The following is an 18,472-nucleotide window of genomic DNA, read 5'->3' on the forward strand; positions in this document are numbered from 1 at the left end:
GTTCTATTTTCTGCCTGCCAGCAACAAAAAAAGCGGAGAAAGCTTACGCTCTCCCCGCTTTTCATCTTGCGGTAACAATCAGAGATTGATTACAGCGAGTAGTACATATCGTATTCGACTGGGTGAGCAGTCATGCGGAAGCGTTGAACTTCTTGCATTTTCAATTCAATGTAAGCATCGATCATCGAATCGCTGAATACGCCGCCACGGGTCAGGAACTCGCGGTCTTTGTTCAGGTGATCCAGCGCTTCTTCCAACGATACGCAAACGGTTGGGATCAGTGCGTCTTCTTCTGGTGGCAAGTGGTACAAGTCTTTCGAGGCTGCTTCGCCTGGGTGGATCTTGTTCTGTACGCCGTCCAGACCTGCCATCAGCAATGCCGAGAAGCACAGGTATGGGTTAGCCAGTGGATCCGGGAAACGTGCTTCAACACGGCGACCTTTAGGGTTCGCAACGTGTGGAATACGGATCGAAGCGGAACGGTTACGTGCCGAGTAAGCCAGTTTAACCGGTGCTTCAAAGCCTGGAACCAGACGTTTGTACGAGTTGGTACCTGGGTTGGTGATCGCGTTCAGTGCTTTAGCATGTTTGATGATGCCGCCGATGTAGTACAACGCGAAATCCGACAAGCCTGCATAGCCGTCGCCAGCGAACAGGTTTTTACCGTCTTTCCATACCGATTGGTGCACGTGCATACCCGAACCGTTGTCGCCAACGATAGGTTTAGGCATGAAGGTTGCGGTTTTGCCGTAGGTGTGTGCAACGTTCCAGACCACGTATTTCAGGTTTTGTGTCCAGTCAGCGCGCTCAACCAGAGTCGAGAATTTGGTGCCCAGTTCGTTTTGGCCAGGACCAGCAACTTCGTGGTGATGTACTTCGACAGGGATGCCCAGGGATTCGAGAATCAGGGACATTTCCGAACGCATGTCCTGGAAGCTGTCGACTGGTGGCACTGGGAAGTAGCCGCCTTTAACTGCTGGACGGTGACCGGTGTTGCCGCCTTCGAGCTTCTCGCCGGAGCTCCATGCTGCTTCTTCCGAATCAATCTTGACGAAGCAACCGTCCATGCCGATTTTCCAACGGATACCGTCGAAAATGAAGAATTCTGGTTCTGGACCGAAGTAAGCGGTGTCGCCCAGGCCCGAGGATTTCAAATAAGCTTCTGCGCGCTTGGCGATCGAACGTGGGTCACGATCGTAGCCTTTGCCATCCGACGGTTCGATCACGTCGCATTGCATGAACAAAGTGGTTTCTTCGAAGAATGGATCGATATTTGCGGTGTTCGGATCCGGCATCAACAACATGTCGGACGATTCGATACCTTTCCAGCCAGCGATGGAGGAACCGTCGAACGCATGACCGGATTCAAATTTATCCATGTCGAAATGCGAAACTGGCACCGTGACGTGCTGTTCCTTGCCTCTTGTGTCAGCAAAACGAAAATCAACGAATTTAACTTCGTTGTCTTTCGCCATCTTCAAGACCTCTGCGGCCGTCATTGCCATGCGAATCTCCTAAAATTTGAGCAAAGTAATACAGAATTAGTGAATGGGTTGTGAGGCCTGCGTCAACAAACAGCATGCGTCCATAACTCGCCCGAAATGATAGCAGATTCCATGCCACCGCCTTTCAAAAATTCGCGCAACCGCACTGCAACGGAGCGCCCTAGGGGATAGATGCCACATGGCGATTTTTCTGCATCAAAGGAGCTCGAATTTGATGCACCAAACATGTGCAAACAAGGCAATTTGCACCAAAATAAATCGTTTTTGGAGTTAACCCTCATTTCCGCGCCAAGTTGGTGCGAAATGATGTCAATCTGACTTTTCTCGATCCGGTTCAAATTGCCTGCCGTCATCGGCTAGTGTAAAATCTGCCTCAGGGTGTTTGCGCTGCATATCGCAGCGGACAGGTAACGCGTCGGTCGGGCCGCCACGCGGGGATACTTACGAACATGACTCCAACGACGTCAACTGGCTCGACCCTGCCGCGCGCGCAACTTCTTGCCGAACGCGCTTTCTCCACTTTAGAAAAATTCCTGCATATCGAAGCCTTCAGTGGCGTGGTTCTGTTGCTCGCGGCGGCTGCCGCACTGATCTGGGCCAATTCTCCTTATGCCGATGGCTACCACCACTTCTGGCATACGACGGTTGCCTTCTCGGTTGGCAGCTGGAGCATCTCGGAATCGCTGCACTTCCTGATCAACGATGGCTTGATGACCATCTTCTTCCTCGTGGTCGGCATGGAAATCCGCCGCGAAATCCATGAAGGAGCACTTGCCAGCATGCGCCTGGCAGCATTGCCGCTGGCGGCTGCGGTCGGCGGCGTAGTGGCACCTGCGCTGATTTACTTCGCGTTCAACCCCAGTGGTGAACAAGCACATGGCTGGGCGGTACCGACTGCAACTGATATCGCCTTTGCGGTAGGTGTACTGGCCTTGCTGGGACGCTCTATCCCATCCAACGTCCGTGTCTTCCTGCTGGCGCTGGCCATCATCGACGACATCGTCGCCGTCCTCATCATCGCGATCTTTTATTCCGGCGGCATGGATTACAGTGGCTTCATCATTGCCGCACTCGGCATCCTGATGGTGCTGGGCATGCAGCGCATCGGTGTCGTCTCCGCTTACCCTTATGTGCTGCCCGGCATCGTACTGTGGCTGGGCTTATTGCAAACCGGCGCGCATCCGACACTGGCCGGTGTGGTACTCGGCCTGATGACGCCTGTCTTTGCACCACGCACCCGCGCACATCCGCTGGAAGTGGCGGGCAAGGCGCTTAAGGATTTGCTGCACCACACTGCGGACGATAAACCTGACCCGCATCACCTGGCTCAGCCCCTGAAGCAACTGAAGCACGCACAGCTCACCTTGTTGCCACCTGTCAGCCGCGTACAGATGGCGCTGCATCCTTATGTCGCCTTCGGCATCATGCCGTTGTTTGCACTGGCCAACGCGGGTGTTTCGCTGGATGGCATAGACCTCTCTGCCAACGGTTCGATGATTGTGATGCTGGGCGTGCTGATCGCGCTGGTGCTCGGCAAGCCGCTAGGCATCATCGCTGCCAGCGTGTTGATGGTACGCATGGGTTGGTGTGCATTGCCACCGGGCGTGACCTGGAGCGGCGTCTGTCTGGTCGGCTTGCTGGCAGGCATAGGCTTCACCATGTCTATCTTTATCGCGACACTGGCCTTCACTGATCCCAACCTGCTGGGTGCGGCAAAATTAGGTATCCTGCTTGCTTCATTGAGCGCTGCAGTAATCGGACTGGCGTGGGGCTTTATCCAGGGCCGACGCAAGCAGCCTGATGTGACTTGAGCGCAAGAGAACTTTATACTGCGAAACAAGGCCGCATATAGTTAGCGCCTGTATTCACATACCAAACCGAAAGAACAGATCAACATGACGAAGTCCGCAGACATACTCGCCACCGCACAGCAGCGTGGCAAAGACAACGCTCTTCCTTATGCTGGCGCACTGACGCCGCAGGAAGCGTATGCCCTATTGCAAAGTGATCCGAATGTGAAGCTGGTCGATGTGCGTACCAACGCAGAACGCGACTGGATAGGCCGTGTCGGCATCGCACCTGAGCAACACCTGGCGGTGCAATGGACGCTGTATCCGGGCGGCGCGCCTAATCCTGAATTCCTGTCGCAGCTGGCACAGGCCGCAGATAAAAATACCACCCTGCTGTTCCTGTGCCGTGGTGCGGTGCGTTCACGTCATGCCGCCAAACTGGCGACTGAAAATGGCTACGCACATTCCTTCGATATCCTCGAAGGTTTTGAAGGTGAGAAAGATGCCGACGGCCATCGCAAGAATGTAAATGGCTGGTGCAAGGCCGGCCTGCCCTGGGTCGGCGCTTAAGCTGGTTTCGCTGCGTCCTGCGATTCCGCAGGCGCTTTTGCTTCCGACAGCCACAAGATACGCTTGCGCACCAGATTGATATTGCTGCGCAAGCGATACAACTCATCCGCAAATGAAAGCGGTATCGAAATCTGGTTCACCTTCTCTTCGATTTCCGCCAGGCGTTTCAGCTGCGCCGGATAAACCGTATTGCGTTTCGCCGGTGGCACGTCTTCTATCACCTGCTCTACCGTACGTAACTGCCCATACCAGCGATACACGCGTGAACGCACTTTCCACACATACAGCGGCGGCACGATACGCGACAACGGCAGGATCAAGGCACCGAGCGCGACGATCACGACCCACATGCGTTCAAAGAAATTCGCCAGCCAGAACGACATATAACGTTGCAGGAATGGCGGCCCGTCTTTGTAGAATTTCTCTGCTTCAGGTATGACTGGAATTTCGGTGTAACTCGCATTCGGGAATTCACCCTGTTTGCGGAACCAGCCCGCACCACCATGTATCGTCCCCGCAGCCTGCACGAATAAATCGATCAAGGCCGGATGCAAATCTTCACGTGCAACCAGGGTCGCAGTCGGTGCGATCAGATGGTAATTTTTCGGTGGCAAATCACGTCCGAGATCAACGATGCCGCGCGGCAGCACCACGTGCGTGAGTGATGGGAAACGACGTGAGTATGCTTCCGCCTGTGTGAAGTCAAACAGCTTGATACCAGGCGTCTGCAACAGCATCTGTATCAGCAAGGCATCTGGCGCAGAACTGAAGACCAATGCGTCAATGCGCCCTTCCAGCAGTTCAACCGTGGCTGGCGTATTTTCCAGTTGCTTGATTTTGACGTCACTCGGCTCCAGTCCGTTGACCGACAAAATATTCTTGAACAGCTTAGGCACACCTGTGCCTTCCGGCCCGACGTTTACGCGCATACCCTTCAGCTGTGTCAGTTGCGTCAGCTTCTTGCTCTCGCGATAAAACAACCACACCGGTTCGGTGAATAAACTACCCAGTGAAACCAGGCCTGCATCTTTCGCTGCCTGCTGATCGATGGACCCACTTTGTACGAAGGCGATGTCCACACCCGAATCCGGATCCAGCAAACGCTGCAGGTTTTCCTGCGAACCCTGCGAGCGTACCAACGTTACCTTGATGCCGAACTTGGCGAGTGCCGCCGCATACTTTTTGCCGAATTCTTCGTACGCACTGTTTTCCTGCCCGGTCGCCAGCGTTACCTGCCGCGGTGGTGACGGATCAACCAGCCTGTAAGCGACGTAGCAAAGTGCAATCACGAGCACCGTCATCGGTCCGGCCGTGACGATTAAATCGCGCAGGGAAAACTGGGTGAATTTGAAAATTTTAGGCATGGCGTCCTTGTTGCAGGCAATTGCCTACACGATGCCAAGAATGCAGGCATCAGGCAAGCATTGTTGTTGCTCTTGCGTGGCGGCAAATCAGGGAGGGAAATTTGATCCCGCTACTGCAACGGCGAAGGCAGCAACGGGATAAGGTGAACACTATCAGCTCAGTTTGACTGCGTGCTCACGCGTTTCGTGGAAGGTCACGCCAGGCCAGCGTTCCTGTGTAAGTCGCAGGTTCACACCCGAGCTGGCGAGGTAAGCGAGGTTGCCTGCGGCATCATGTGCGAGGTTATGACCGGCCGATGATTTTTCAAAATCGGCCAGCATTTTTTTGTCATCGCAAGTGATCCAGCGTGCGCTGCTGATGCTGGTGCCTTCGAATACGGCATCGACGCCATATTCGTTGAGCAAACGGCTGGCGACTACCTCGAACTGCAGTACACCAACACCACCCAGCACGAGGTCGCTGCTATTGATAGGTTTGAACACCTGGATCGCACCCTCTTCACCCAACTGCTGCAAACCCTTGTGCAATTGCTTGATCTTCAGTGGATTGCGGATACGCACCGCGCGGAAGAAGTCCGGTGCAAAGTAAGGAATGCCGGTGAACTGCAGCAATTCGCCTTCAGAGAAGCTGTCACCGATCTGCATATTGCCGTGATTCGGCAAGCCTATGATGTCGCCGGCGTACGCCTCTTCCACTTGCTCACGGCTAGACGCCATGAAGGTCACCACGCTGGAGACCTTGATCTCACGGTTCAGGCGTAAATGCTTGATTTTCATGCCGCGCTCAAAGCGTCCCGAGCATACGCGCAGGAAGGCGATACGATCGCGGTGCGCCGGATCCATATTCGCCTGGATCTTGAAGACGAAGCCGGAGAATGGCAGCTCGGTTGGTTTGACCGAACGCACGGTGGCATCACGCTCACGCGGAGGCTGTGCCCAATCCAGCAAGGCGTTCAGGATTTCGCGCACACCGAAGTTGTTGATCGCGGAACCGAAGAAGACCGGTGTACGCGTACCGTTGAGGAAGGCTTCCAGTTCAAACGGATGCGAAGCACCGTGTACTAGTTCGACTTCCATTTTCAGTTGTTCGATTTCTTGCGGGAACATTTCCGCCAGGCGCGGATTGTCTATGCCTTTGACGATTTCAAAAGTCTGGTCGGCTTTTTCGTTACCGGCTGCAAACAGCATGATTTCATCGCGCAGCAAGTGATACACGCCGCGGAAATTTTTACCCATGCCGATCGGCCAGGTGACCGGCGCGCATTCTATCTTCAGTACCGATTCCAACTCATCCAGCAATTCCAGCGGATCGCGTGTTTCACGGTCCAGCTTGTTCATGAAGGTAATGATGGGCGTGTTGCGCATGCGGCAAACGTTCAGCAGTTTGATCGTTTGTTCTTCCACACCCTTGGCCGCATCGATCACCATCAGCGCGGAATCGACGGCTGTCAGCACCCGATAGGTATCTTCCGAAAAGTCCTGGTGGCCCGGGGTATCGAGCAGGTTGACGACGTGATCGCGGTACTCGAACTGCATGACCGAGCTGGCGACCGAAATGCCGCGCTGCTTCTCGATGTCCATCCAGTCGGAAGTCGCATGGCGACCGCTCTTGCGTCCCTTGACGGTACCGGCGAGCTGAATCGCACCCGAGAACAGCAACAGCTTTTCAGTCAGGGTGGTTTTACCTGCATCCGGGTGAGAGATGATGCCAAAGGTGCGACGACGCGCAACTTCGCTATTGATCAGGTCGGAGGTAACGGTACGCGGTTCAAACGCTTCTGTTTCAGCGGAATCGGGTGTTGGTGTTTCGGGCGCGGCGGACATGGAATAGCCCTTGGAAAAAGGGCTAAAGTCTACCGTTTCTTGACCTGTAAGTCTATGACAGACGGGGAATAACCGGGCGGCGGTACAACCCGCCCAATCGGGGAACACTTAACGTTTTACCAAGCCCGCTGCTTCCAGGCGCGCCCATACTGCGGCTTTTTCCTCATCGTCGTAAATGATCCAGTTGATCACTTCATCGAAGGTACGGCCGCAACCCTTGCAGATTTCATCGCCATGCGAGGTCGAGCAATAACCGGCACAAGGTGAATCGGGACGCAGGGTATTGCGTGGCTTGTCAGCTGGCTGGTTGGCAGGGACAGCGTCGTTGACGACTTTTTCGGGATTATCAGGCTTACTCATGCGACAAATGACTCTTACGGCAAATATCTGATCTTATTCGATATTTCCGTTCTGCGGCTCCGCGTGGCGAAAACCTGGTTAAGGCTGGCAGTTTGAGCTGGCTTGGGCTGACTAGGTCAGTTCAGTTGCAACACATAATCGGTCAGCAAGACCTCTTGCACACTGCGCGTCTGCAGCGCTTTGTTGGCGGCATCGCGCAGCAGGCCCTGGATATAGGCCACGCCTTCCGGCGTCTTCACCCGCTCGATATCAGCACTGGCCAAAGCGGTCTGCAAAGCCACTGTCAGCGCGGCTTTATTGCCCTGCACCCAGGCGGCTTCCTCAGGCGCAGTTTGTAACACGATGGTGGTCTTGATCGCGAACTCGGATGAACGCACCACGATAGGATCAAAGCTGGCGTAGGCAATCGGCGGCACATGTTTCTTGCCGGATTCGAGGTAATACCAGGCAAAGGCAATACCGGCGGCGACCACGATCATGATGGCCAGCATACCGACAAGTATCGCAAGTAAGGAATTGCCGGATTGCCGGGCAGGTGACATGTTGAAGCTCGTAGAGAGGGAGAAGGGGTACTAGTTTAACTGATGTACCCCGTGCCGCAGAATTTTGTTGCCTGTTTGCAAGTTTTACAACACCCTTACTTGCCTGGCACAGTGCGTATACGGCTGATTACACAGGTCGATTCGGTGTAACCGTGGTGCCACCGCGCTCCAGCCGGTCTTCCAGCTCACCGATGTAGGCCGCCAGTGTATTGCCACTTTGCTCCACCGCCGACACGACACCGGTATCGAGTTTATCGAGGCGCTGCAACAAGGCGGTCTGGGCTTCCGCATCCTGCTTGGCCACCGACTGGATTTCTTCTTCGATGAAACGATGCAGCTCGCTGAAACGTGACGCTTCCAGCTCCCGGCTGTTTTGCAATTCCTTCGCATGACGACGTGCTTCCAGCATCACCGAAGATTGCAGGTAGAGGATGCAGACCAGGAAATAAAACGTCAGCGCACCGGTCAGACCCAGCATTACCAATCCCAAAGGCGCTTGCACGGTCGCCACGCCCAGCCACAGCGCGGTCGGGGTATTAAAGGCTTCCCAGTTCAAGGCCGCCAGTGCAACGATAGCTCCGAGGATGATAACGAAGAACAGAGTACGAATCTGCATAGTGGTCACGCTCCTTTTGTTGGCACATCGCTAAATACTAAGCAAACAACCGGGCTATAACTATGGGCTAACGCACATACTGCATACGATTTACGATCAACCCTTTTTTATTGCATCGTGTCCTGCGACACCCGGCCACTTACTGGGTATTGATATAAATTAAATAAACTGTTGTGCATTGATGCGCAGATGCAATAAAAACTCTTTTGCCGCGCATTGTTAATGTAACATTCACGGTGGAATTAGTTACTCAATAAAAACAATTTTTACGGAGCGCCGTATATGAAACTCGCATCTTTTCTGGCCATGACTTTATTGGCGGCCGGAATCAACTCCGCAGCGGCGCAAGACCTGGTGCTGGCCATCAATGAAGGTGTGACATATCAGGAAGGCGGACCAGCCAGCGAACGTTACAAACCACTGTTGGCGTTACTCTCCAAAGAGCTCAAGCAAAACGTAAAGTTGCAAAATGTGGACAAATACGCGGTATTTGAAAAAGGCCTGGCCGAAGGAAAATACGACCTCGCCTTCATCCATCCGGCTCACATCGGTTTGCAGGCGGTCAAAAAGAATGGCTATGAAGGCCTGGTCACCGCCAAAGGCTTTACCGACTACCGTGCACGCGTACTGGTAGCGCAAGCGTCACCTCTGAAAACCCTGCAAGACCTGCGCGGCAAAAAAATAGGCGTACCGTCGGTCGAATCGATCACCACCGTGATGTTCACCGCCAACCTGCACGAATTGCGCTTCACCAATCCGGAAAAAACCTACACCCCGACCCGCTATCAGGACGCAGTGCCGTTCATGATCGATAACGGCTTTGTCGATGCCGGTGTTACTGGTTCGGCCGGTGTCGCCAAGGCCTGGACTGCCAAAGGCGGTCGCATCCTGGCGGAGACCAAACCCATCCCTATAAAGCAATTCCTGGCGTCGAAGAAACTGAGCGAATCTGACCGCGAAAAAGTCAAAACCCTGTTGCTGACTTTGCCGGACAGTGAGGCTGGTCGCACTGCCCTGTCCCGCATCGGCATGAGCGGCTTTGTGCCGTGGAATGCCGCAGTGATGGATGAAGCGACCGCACGTCTCGGCCTCTAACAACCAAACCGGGCTGCATACTCATGCAGTCCGTCAGCTTTTCAAACTGCGCGTAAAGCTACGCGCTTCTGCAGCAAATCCAGCCAGCGTTCACCGCAATTCTCGTTACTGATACACAGCGCGTAATCAGTCACCGTGCGCGCCGCCCGTTCCAGCAACTGGATGTCGGCTTCATGCTGGCGCGCCACATGCGGATCTTCGAGGAATAGCACGCGCCTACACTGATCCCGGTCAAGTATAAGTTCAGCGATCTGTGCATCGCCACCCATAGGCCCGCTCAGGTAAGGCTTGATCCAGTTGCGCCCTGCTTCCTCGCCTTTGATCTTTTGCGCCAGCTTGTTGAGCAGGCTGCCAGTGGTACCGGTCGCACAGCGGAAACCAAACTGATCGAGCAAATCAAAATGACGCTCGGCGATTTCCAGCATGCGGCCTTTCATCGCGTCGTGCGCAATCATCGCGATGCCTTCATGCTGCAGGTCGAAGGTCGCGTCCAGCTCCGGATTCGGTGCTGCGCCTGTCGCGATGGATTCCAGCTCCAGCCATTCCTGCGCACCAGCCAGCGTCGACAGGAAAGGTTTGCCGTGAATCACGCATTGGCGTTTCAGCGCGACCGCTTCCGGAAAGATGGAGGACGGATCCACCGGGTCCATCAAATACATCACGGCATCCAGTCTACGCGTCGGATCGGTATCCACCACGCGTGACACCAGCTTCATCAAGCCGCCGTGACGACCATATGGAAAGCGTTCTATGTGCGGGTAATTCTTCAGCAGGCCCAGATGATCCATCGCATCCAATGTGCGTCCGACGACGATCAGTTGCGGCTGCAAATGCTGTTCGATCGCGACACGGCTGCCATTGAGCAAACGGGCCAAGACGGAATTCGGGGCATCCTGATGGGTACGACTAGTGGCTAAACCGATGCGGAATTGATGCGGGGAAACAGACATAGGGATAAAAATGAAGACGGGCAATATTGCACCGCACAAACTTTATCATGGAGACAAGTTTTATTCATCTTTCGTACAACAAGGCTGAAAATATTTAACAGACTTGATGTGCGCTTTTGATTTTTGCCGACGCCGATGTTATACTGTGTTTTTATACAGTATCAACCTTTTTCGTCGGGTCGCTCCCCCTCCAAAGTTTTATTGTGCGACCCGACATTTCTTTTTTAGGCCTGTGGTTTATAGCTGTGCATCAAGCGCAGCCAAGTACGCAAACACCGCACCTCCAAGCCAGGCATTTTCCAACAGCGTTTTAGTTTTTCTCCGGCATCGCAGATGAGTGATGGCTGGAGATCAGCCATGCACGGCCATCCCATTTGTACGTGTAGGTATAACGCGCCTTCACTTCCGAGCCATCATCAAACTTGAAGGTATACAAGCCGGAATCGCTGGCGCTATTGCAGTTCACCTCTATCGTGCGGCTGTTGATGGTGCCAACCGGCTTGTGCTCCATGAAGTGTTTGAAGTAATCAATTTTTTCTTCGGCCGTCAGGCGCGGCTTGTTCGACAAAGTCGGCAGCAGTATGGATTTGCTGGCGTAGTTGGCGACCACTTTTTGCGGATCACCGGTTTGCAGCGTGGCGTTCCAGCGATCGAACAAGGAAGCGATCTGTTTTTCGGAAGTGGCGTGACACACTTCAGACTTTTCAGACTTGGCATAAACGTGACCAGCAAAAGCGAAAGCAAGCATAGATACAACTACAGTACGCGGGAAAAACATAGAAATAGAACCTTTCTTTAAAGAATAAAAAAATGAAACCTGTTCAAATGAAATCGTCACCTCCTGACTTCGGCAGTTCTGCCGTTTTGTGAAAAAATATTATGGAGTCCGGGTCGTTCAGTTTTTTGGAGTCTTTTCTGCTTTTTCGCCTGCTTGGTCACCGGAATCACTTATAAGTTGCACAAGTCGGACTTGTCCTGACCGCCACTAATCCGGTCAGCTACCCGCAGAGGCTTGCCTATAAACGGTTTTTGGCTCAAAGTAGCGACCTGTCTGAAAACTTGGCTCGGGGTCCTGCGCATAGCGTGGGTGAGAGATACCCGTTGAACCTGATTGAGGTAATCCTCGCGCAGGAAAGCACATAATCTATCGCCGCTGCCGCGGCATCGAATCCGCTGACCTGCCATCTATTTTTTGAAAGACCATGATGGCTTTACCTAACGCTCCTGCGGCCAGCAGCAATGCCGCTTTCACTCCCATTCCTGCCAGCGAACGCGTGTTTTCCTTCCGCGATCATGCCGCGCTCTGGTTCAGTCTCGGTGTCGGCCTGCTGGTCATGCAAATCGGCGCTTTCCTTGGCACTGCACTTGGCACACAGACCGCACTGTTCGCCATCATCGTCGGCTCTGTGCTCGGCGCTGCCTTGCTGGCGCTGGTCGCCTATATCGGTTTTGAACGCGGCCTGTCTAGCCCGGTGCTGATGTGTCAGACGCTGGGCACTTCATTCGCCAAATTGCCGGTGGTCCTGAACGTAGTGCAATTGATAGGCTGGAGCGCATTCGAGCTGGTCGTCATGCGCGACGGCACGACGGCATTGATCAAGGACATCACCGGCCTCGATACGATCTGGCTGCCGTATGTCACTGCCTTGTTCTGGGGCTTGCTGCTGGTCGGCCTGGCGACCGGTTCGATGATAGGACTGGTGCGCTGGTTCGTCGGTCGCTTCGGCTTGCCGCTGGTGATCCTGTCGCTGATCTGGCTGACCTACCAATTCGTCCTGAAAGCACAGGCACAAGGCCTGGACGCAATCTGGCATCGCGCTGGTGACGGTTCGATGAGCACGCTGGCAGGCATAGACCTGGTGATGGCGATGCCGGTGTCGTGGTTGCCGCTGGTGGCTGACTTCGCGCGCTACGGCAAGGCGGGTGCCACAACATTCCGTGGCACCTGGCTCGGCTTCGCGGTGGCCAATATCTGGTGCCACGCTTTGGGCGTACTGATCGTCAGCACTTCCAATCCAGGTGCCGACCTGATGACCACCCTGCTGCTGGCACAAGGCGGCCTGATTGCACTCGGCCTGATCCTGATCGATGAAATGGATAATGCTTACGGTGACGTGTATTCCGGCTCGGTCTCGCTGAACTTCCTGCACGGCAAATTCACGATACGTTTCTGGGGCATCACGCTCGCACTGGTTGCAACTGCCTGCGCGCTGTTCCTGCCCATGCATGGCCTCGAACCATTCCTGCTGACCCTGAGCTCGGTGTTTGTGCCTTTGTTCGGCGTGGTGATTTCGCAATTGGCATTGAAGGGCGAAGCCACGGATAAAGGTGTGAACGTAGTGCCGGTCGCGATCTGGCTGGTCGGCATTGCCGCATTCCATCTATGCCCTATGATGTGGCCGGTAGTCGGCTCGGCCTTGCCCGCACTGGCGATTACGCTGCTGCTGGGCAGTATTTATCGCATCGCGCGCCGCCCCGCATTGCAATCTGCATAAATTAAACAAAACAAAAAACGGCTGCCCGGTTTCCCTGGCAGCCGTTTTTATTTCGCATATCAGCTTACTGCGCTGGCGTCCTGCTCCAGCCACCACCCAGTGATTTAAAGACATCGGTAGTGCCAGTCAGGCGCAACAAACGCAGCTGCGCCAACTGGTCATCAGCCGAGAACAAGGTACGCTGCGCATCCAGCAGCGTATTCAAATCATCCGCACCTTCGCGATAGCGCAATTCAGATAATTGCAATGCACGCCGCGCTTCTTTCCTGATTTCGATTTGTGCCTGCTCCTGCGCCAGGTTGCGGCTGGCGTTGCTGAGTGCATCATCGACTTCTTTCAGCGATGCATAAACGGTGCGACGGTAACTCTCGACCAACTGGCGACGCACTGATTCGCTGGTCTGCACTTGCAAACGCAAGCGATTACCGTCAAACAAGGTCTGCACAAAGCTAGCCGTCAGCCCTACGCCGTATGCAGGATTGCCCAGCGCCAGCAAGGCAGCACTGGAATTCCCTGCACTACCGGTCAATGAAATCGTCGGCAACAAAGCCGCACGTGCTGCCGCCACATTCGCATCGGCCGCATACAGTTGCGCTTCCACACTTGCCAGGTCAGGCCTGCGCGTGATCAGTGTCGAAGGCAAACCCGGGCTGACTTCCGGCACCATCAATGCGTTCAAATCCTGCGCCGCTACCTGCAAGGCTTGCGGCTGACGCCCGAGCAGTATTGCCAGTGCACTGACTGTCTGCCGCTCCTGCACCTGCAAAGGCAGCAGGATATTGCGTTGCGCCAGCACCGTGCCGCGCTGACGACTCATATCGAGGGCCGAGGCCGAGCCATAGCGGTAACGCGCTTCGACGATCGCATACACCTTCTCGGCAATCGCCAGATTCTCTTGCGCCACCTTCAGGCGCACGCGCAAGGCCAGTGTCTGGAAGTAGGCATTCGCCACACCCGTGGTCAGCGTCAGGCGCACGGTTTCCATATCATAGCGGCTGGCATTCAATGAGGCATTGGCACCGCTGGCGACTGCAGCTACCCGGCCCCACACATCGACTTCATAGGCGACGCTGAGTGCAACACCGGTGTTCTCCGTTTTGGTCCAGCCGGTAGGCGTTACGCCCGGCTTGTTGGAACCGACGCCGGTATTCGCACTGACTGTCAGTAAAGGAAATAAGGAAGCATCGGCCAGACGCGCCGTGATCTCGGCCTGCGTCACGCGCTCTGCTGCAATATTCAAATCAGGATTGTTGGCCAGCGCCTGATCGATCAGGCCAGACAATTCATCCGAACCAAAGCCGCGCCACCAGTCACGTTGCAATTCGGCGGTAGCAGATGAGGACTCTGCCCAGGTGGCAGGCAACTCAACATTTGGTTTGGTCGCATCTATATGCCCGGCGCAGGCGCTCAGGGCCAGCACGGCAGCGACGGCCAGTGCCAGGCGGGTATGACGGAAAGTAATACGTGTGTTCATGGATTTCATTTCATTCTGCCGACAAGGCGACCACAGGGTCGAGTTGCGCTGCTTTCTTCGCAGGCAGGTAACCAAACACCAGACCCGTCATGAACGCACAGCCAAAGGCCAGCACCACCGGGGTCAGCGAGTATTTGATAGGCGTACCGAAGGCATCGATCACGGCGGCTGTCGCCAGCCCACCGACTACACCGATCGCGCCACCTATCGCCGACACCACCACGGCTTCAATCAGGAACTGCTGCATGATGTTGGCTTCACGTGCACCAGTTGCCATGCGGATCCCAATTTCCCGCGTACGTTCGGTGACGGATACCAGCATGATGTTCATCACGCCTATACCACCAACCAGCAGCGAAATCGCCGCAATCGAACCAAGCAGGATGGTCAGCGTATTCTGCGTCTGCTCCATCGCTTCCATAATGGAGGCCATATTGCGGATCTGGTAATCGACCGTGCCATGCCGCTCCAGCAATAGCTTGTCGACTTCTTCCTGCGTATCGTCTATGTGCTCGACATTCTCTACCGCTACCGTGACGTTACGCAGATAACGCTGGCCCGACAAACGCAAGCTGCTGGTGGAGTAAGGCACGAACACCACATCATCCTGATCCGAACCCATAGGCGACGCCCCGCGTTCCGACATCACACCGACGACCTGGAACAGCAGGTTATTCACCAGGACAAATTCACCGATAGGATTTTCATCCGCAAACAAGGCAGTTGCTACCGTTTTGCCGAGCACCGCAACGGCGGCGTAATTCGATTCGTCTTCTTCACTGAAGAAAGTACCCTGCGCGACTGGCCATTGTCGCGCCAGCGGGAATTTGGCCGAGGTACCCGTCACGCTGGTCGAAGTATCCGAAGTACCAAAGCGCAAGGTCACGCTGCTGCTTTGCTCCGGCACCGCGGCCAGCACGTTCGGCAACTCATCGATCGCGCGTACGTCTTCGACTACCAGCGTCGCCGTGCTATTGAAGCCACGCTGGTTAGGCACGCCAGGTCGCACCAGCAGCAAGTTGGAACCCATCGCACTGATACGCTCGACCACTTCTGCCTTGGCACCGTCACCGATCGCCAGCATCGCGATCACCGACGCCACACCAATCACAATACCCAGCAGCGTCAGTACAGAACGGAAGAAGTTCGCACGCAAGGAACGCAAGGCCATCTTGGCGGCTTCCAGCATATCGCCCAGACGTGAACCGACACCTGTCACCAACGGACGTACGAACTCGGCCTGGGTCGGCATTTTTTGCGCAGGTCCCGGATCGGACAGGATGTGGCCATCCTTGATCTCGATCAGGCGTTGCGCGTGATCCGCAACTTCCTTTGCATGTGTAATCAAGAGAACTGTATGACCACGTGCCGACAAGTCAGCCAGCAGCTTCATCACGTCCTGCCCACTTTTACTATCCAGCGCACCAGTCGGCTCATCGGCCAGGATGATGCGGCCGCCATTCATCAGCGCACGCGAGATGGATACCCGTTGCTGCTGACCACCGGACAATTGATTAGGTCTGTGATGCGAACGTTCTTCCAGCCCTAGTTCCGTCAGCAAGGCCAGTGCCCGTGCATGTCGCTCGGCGGGCGGCAAGCCGGAGTACATGGCAGGTACTTCGACGTTCTCTGCTGCGCTGGCTGAAGCAATCAGGTTATAGCTCTGGAACACAAAGCCAAAATCGTCACGACGCAACATCGCCAGCTCATCACGCTCAAAGCCGGAAACGTCGCGTCCCATGAAGTGATAACTACCGGTGGTCGGCCTATCCAGGCACCCGAGGATGTTCATCAAGGTCGACTTGCCGGAACCCGACGCGCCCATGATGGCGACGAATTCGCCTTCATAAATCTTCAGGTCTATGCCGTGCAATACCTCGACTTCGAGCCCGCCATTGCGGTACGTCTTGGTGACACCGCGCAGTTCTATCAGCGGTGTTTCATCATGCGGACGCGTGATGTTACTCACGACGTCCATGTCCATCTGCTCGTCCATTAACGACCCCGGCCCGATGGTCCGCCCATGCCTGGCGGCATGCCGCCTTGCTGGTTAGCAGGCGATACCGGACGTTTGGTCGATGGCGGCAGTTTGGGCCCGAGGATAACGGTATCGCCCTCTTCCAGGCCACTCAGTACTTGCATCTGTACACGATTGGTCACGCCCAGCTCGACTTTACGCTGTTCGATATTGCCGTCCTTGCCTATCACTTTGACGGTGCCAGTGCGGACTGCACGGGTAACAGCTTGTTCAGCGAAGCCACTGCTGGTTGATTCCACTGGTGGATTGTCCCTGGCATTATCCGTCGCTGATTTTTCACCCCTGGCAGATTTAGCTTCTTCCTTTTTAGCGGCAACAGCGGCTACTGCTGTATCTGTCGCAGGTGTCTCTGCCGCCTTCTCAGCTTCACGCAAGGCACGGCGGCGCTCACGCATGGCGTCACGTTCTTCTGGCGACATTTTTTCCAGAGCAGCACGACGTTCTTCCGAAGTCATGTTGGCAAACGGATGGCTACCAGCTTTCGCTTTGTCGGTATTTGCCGTCGCAGCTGGCGCCGCAGGTTTGCCAGCTTCCGGCTTCTCAGCTTTCTTGTCTGCAGTTTTCTTATCGCCAACAGCACTATCTTTTTGCTCGGCCGCCTTGCGCTCACTACCATCACCACGATCACGACGACCACCGGTACCACGACTGGTAGTGACTGCCGCAGTCGGCACCAGCAAGGCATCTTTCGCGGTTGCCGCGATAAAGAAAACTTGTGTCGTCATACTTGGCAACAAGGCCTGGTTTTTATTCGGTACGTCAAACAAGGCGTTATACAAGACCACGTTGTTGGTCACAGTAGGCGTAGGCTCGACCTTGCGCAGCGCACCATACCAGCGACGTCCCTGGCTACCCAATGTGGTGAAGTAGACTTCCATACCCTTGCGCAGCTTGCCAACTTCCGCTTCCGACACCTGGGTCTGTACTGTCATCGTCGACAGATCAGCGATGCGCAAGATGGTCGGTGCGGTCTGGTTTGCATTCAAGGTCTGGCCCTGGCGTGCAGTCAGTGAAACCACTGTGCCATCCATGGGCGCATAAATTTTTGCGTAGTTGAGATTGGCTTCGTCGGCACGCAAGGTGGATTGTGTCTGTTCGATCTGCGCCTGCAAGGCATCGATTTGCGCCTTGGCCGAACGCAATGCAGCTTCTGCTGTTTGCATGGAATCAGCAGTGGTGGCATCGGCTGCCATCAGGTTTTTCTGCCGGTTATATTGCAGCGTTGCCAGTGCCAGTTGCGATTCGCGATCTTTCATCGTCGCCAATTGATTACGCAACCCCGCACGGCGCGCATCCACTTGTGCCAGGAAAACGGTAGGGTCGATCTCGGCCAGCAAGTCGCCCTCTTTCACGACCGAACCAACTTCTATGTACAGCTTCTTCAATTGTCCGGAGACCTGTGCACCGACATCCACATACTCCAGCGGCTGCACGGTACCGGTTGCCGTGACCAGATCCTGGATATCGCCGCGCTGCACTTCGGCGACCTGATACATTTCACGCGGATCCTTTTTGCCATAGAACTTCTTCCAACCCCAATAGCTGGTAGCCGCGACTAGCACGATCAATAAGGCGATCAATGCACGACGACTGAAAAGACGCTGGCGCAGGCCGGTGAGAAAGGAAGTGGGCTTCATGGACAAAGGCATACGAAAAATGAACGATTAAATTGGTTGATACAGCACGAAAGTAAATCTGCCGCAGACTGCAAGTTCACGGATCAGGCGCTGAATGAATGCGCTATCCTGAAGCATGGGCATGACAAGGAAATTACGGATAGTGCACAAGTCCTGCCCGGACTGGCTGGCTATTCCAAAACGTAATGGCGTGGCTGGCGTGTGACGTGCAT

General features: G+C 55.0%; 15 protein-coding genes and 1 riboswitch. Of the genes, 4 read left to right on the forward strand and 11 right to left on the reverse strand.

Annotated elements, in window-relative coordinates; genetic code table 11:
• Positions 1–89: 89 nt before the first annotated feature.
• Positions 90–1,505, reverse strand: coding sequence for a type I glutamate--ammonia ligase (glnA, locus tag IXC47_RS04225; RefSeq protein WP_175625381.1), 1,416 nt, complete (start codon positions 1,503–1,505; stop codon positions 90–92).
• A 449-nt stretch (positions 1,506–1,954) separates the two neighbouring features.
• Here glnA and nhaA point away from each other — a divergent pair, with 449 nt between their 5' ends.
• Both nhaA and IXC47_RS04235 read left to right on the forward strand, forming a co-directional pair.
• Entirely contained in the window at positions 1,955–3,316 is a 1,362-nt protein-coding gene (gene nhaA / locus IXC47_RS04230) for a Na+/H+ antiporter NhaA (RefSeq protein ID WP_195874788.1), read from the forward strand.
• 84 nt (positions 3,317–3,400) lie between these two features.
• Positions 3,401–3,865 (forward strand): rhodanese-like domain-containing protein, encoded by a 465-nt coding sequence (locus IXC47_RS04235; protein WP_195874789.1) that lies wholly within the window; start codon positions 3,401–3,403, stop codon positions 3,863–3,865.
• Here IXC47_RS04235 and IXC47_RS04240 read toward each other — a convergent pair.
• The 5 genes from IXC47_RS04240 to IXC47_RS04260 all read right to left on the reverse strand — a co-directional run bounded on the left by IXC47_RS04240 (position 3,862) and on the right by IXC47_RS04260 (position 8,571).
• The gene (locus tag IXC47_RS04240; RefSeq protein ID WP_195874790.1) at positions 3,862–5,229 is read right to left on the reverse strand and encodes a TAXI family TRAP transporter solute-binding subunit; all 1,368 of its coding nucleotides are present in this window, start codon (positions 5,227–5,229) and stop codon (positions 3,862–3,864) included. The two genes, IXC47_RS04235 and IXC47_RS04240, sit on opposite strands and share 4 nt — an antisense overlap.
• Positions 5,230–5,382: 153 nt before the next feature.
• Positions 5,383–7,053: a peptide chain release factor 3 gene (locus IXC47_RS04245; RefSeq protein WP_195874791.1), complete on the reverse strand. Its 1,671-nt coding sequence runs from the start codon at positions 7,051–7,053 to the stop codon at positions 5,383–5,385.
• Positions 7,054–7,161: 108 nt separating this feature from the next.
• On the reverse strand, positions 7,162–7,413 hold the full coding sequence (locus IXC47_RS04250) for a DUF1289 domain-containing protein (RefSeq protein ID WP_230089378.1): 252 nt from the start codon (positions 7,411–7,413) through the stop codon (positions 7,162–7,164).
• Between the two features lie 116 nt (positions 7,414–7,529).
• Positions 7,530–7,955 carry a flagellar basal body-associated FliL family protein gene (locus IXC47_RS04255; protein WP_175625376.1) on the reverse strand — a complete coding sequence of 142 codons (426 nt, stop codon included), beginning with the start codon at positions 7,953–7,955 and terminating at the stop codon, positions 7,530–7,532.
• A gap of 127 nt (positions 7,956–8,082) precedes the next feature.
• On the reverse strand, positions 8,083–8,571 hold the full coding sequence (locus tag IXC47_RS04260; RefSeq protein ID WP_175625375.1) for a LapA family protein: 489 nt from the start codon (positions 8,569–8,571) through the stop codon (positions 8,083–8,085).
• A gap of 282 nt (positions 8,572–8,853) precedes the next feature.
• On the opposite strand from IXC47_RS04260, the gene IXC47_RS04265 reads away from it, so the two are divergent.
• Complete coding sequence (locus IXC47_RS04265) at positions 8,854–9,666, forward strand: phosphate/phosphite/phosphonate ABC transporter substrate-binding protein (RefSeq protein WP_175625374.1); 813 nt, start codon at positions 8,854–8,856, stop codon at positions 9,664–9,666.
• 41 nt (positions 9,667–9,707) lie between these two features.
• Here the strand turns inward: IXC47_RS04265 and IXC47_RS04270 are convergent, their stop codons facing one another.
• Both IXC47_RS04270 and IXC47_RS04275 read right to left on the reverse strand, forming a co-directional pair.
• Complete coding sequence (locus IXC47_RS04270) at positions 9,708–10,616, reverse strand: methylglyoxal synthase (RefSeq protein WP_195874792.1); 909 nt, start codon at positions 10,614–10,616, stop codon at positions 9,708–9,710.
• A gap of 310 nt (positions 10,617–10,926) precedes the next feature.
• A complete protein-coding gene (locus tag IXC47_RS04275; RefSeq protein ID WP_230089379.1) occupies positions 10,927–11,364 on the reverse strand; it encodes a nuclear transport factor 2 family protein in 438 nt (145 codons plus the stop codon).
• 307 nt (positions 11,365–11,671) lie between these two features.
• Positions 11,672–11,767, forward strand: a riboswitch (TPP riboswitch).
• Between the two features lie 54 nt (positions 11,768–11,821).
• Here IXC47_RS04275 and IXC47_RS04280 point away from each other — a divergent pair.
• On the forward strand, positions 11,822–13,111 hold the full coding sequence (locus IXC47_RS04280; RefSeq protein WP_195874830.1) for a purine-cytosine permease family protein: 1,290 nt from the start codon (positions 11,822–11,824) through the stop codon (positions 13,109–13,111).
• Between the two features lie 64 nt (positions 13,112–13,175).
• Here IXC47_RS04280 and IXC47_RS04285 read toward each other — a convergent pair whose 3' ends face one another.
• Genes IXC47_RS04285 through IXC47_RS04295 form a run of 3 tightly spaced genes read right to left on the reverse strand, consistent with a single transcriptional unit; the run spans position 13,176 to position 18,260 of the window.
• On the reverse strand, positions 13,176–14,585 hold the full coding sequence (locus IXC47_RS04285) for an efflux transporter outer membrane subunit (protein ID WP_195874794.1): 1,410 nt from the start codon (positions 14,583–14,585) through the stop codon (positions 13,176–13,178).
• A gap of 10 nt (positions 14,586–14,595) precedes the next feature.
• Entirely contained in the window at positions 14,596–16,569 is a 1,974-nt protein-coding gene (locus tag IXC47_RS04290; protein ID WP_195874831.1) for a MacB family efflux pump subunit, read from the reverse strand.
• A gap of 11 nt (positions 16,570–16,580) precedes the next feature.
• A complete protein-coding gene (locus tag IXC47_RS04295) occupies positions 16,581–18,260 on the reverse strand; it encodes an efflux RND transporter periplasmic adaptor subunit (protein WP_195874795.1) in 1,680 nt (559 codons plus the stop codon).
• Between the last annotated feature and the right edge of the window lie 212 nt (positions 18,261–18,472).

This window comes from Herminiimonas contaminans (genome assembly GCF_015645465.1).
Lineage (GTDB): Bacteria > Pseudomonadota > Gammaproteobacteria > Burkholderiales > Burkholderiaceae_D > Oxalicibacterium > Oxalicibacterium contaminans.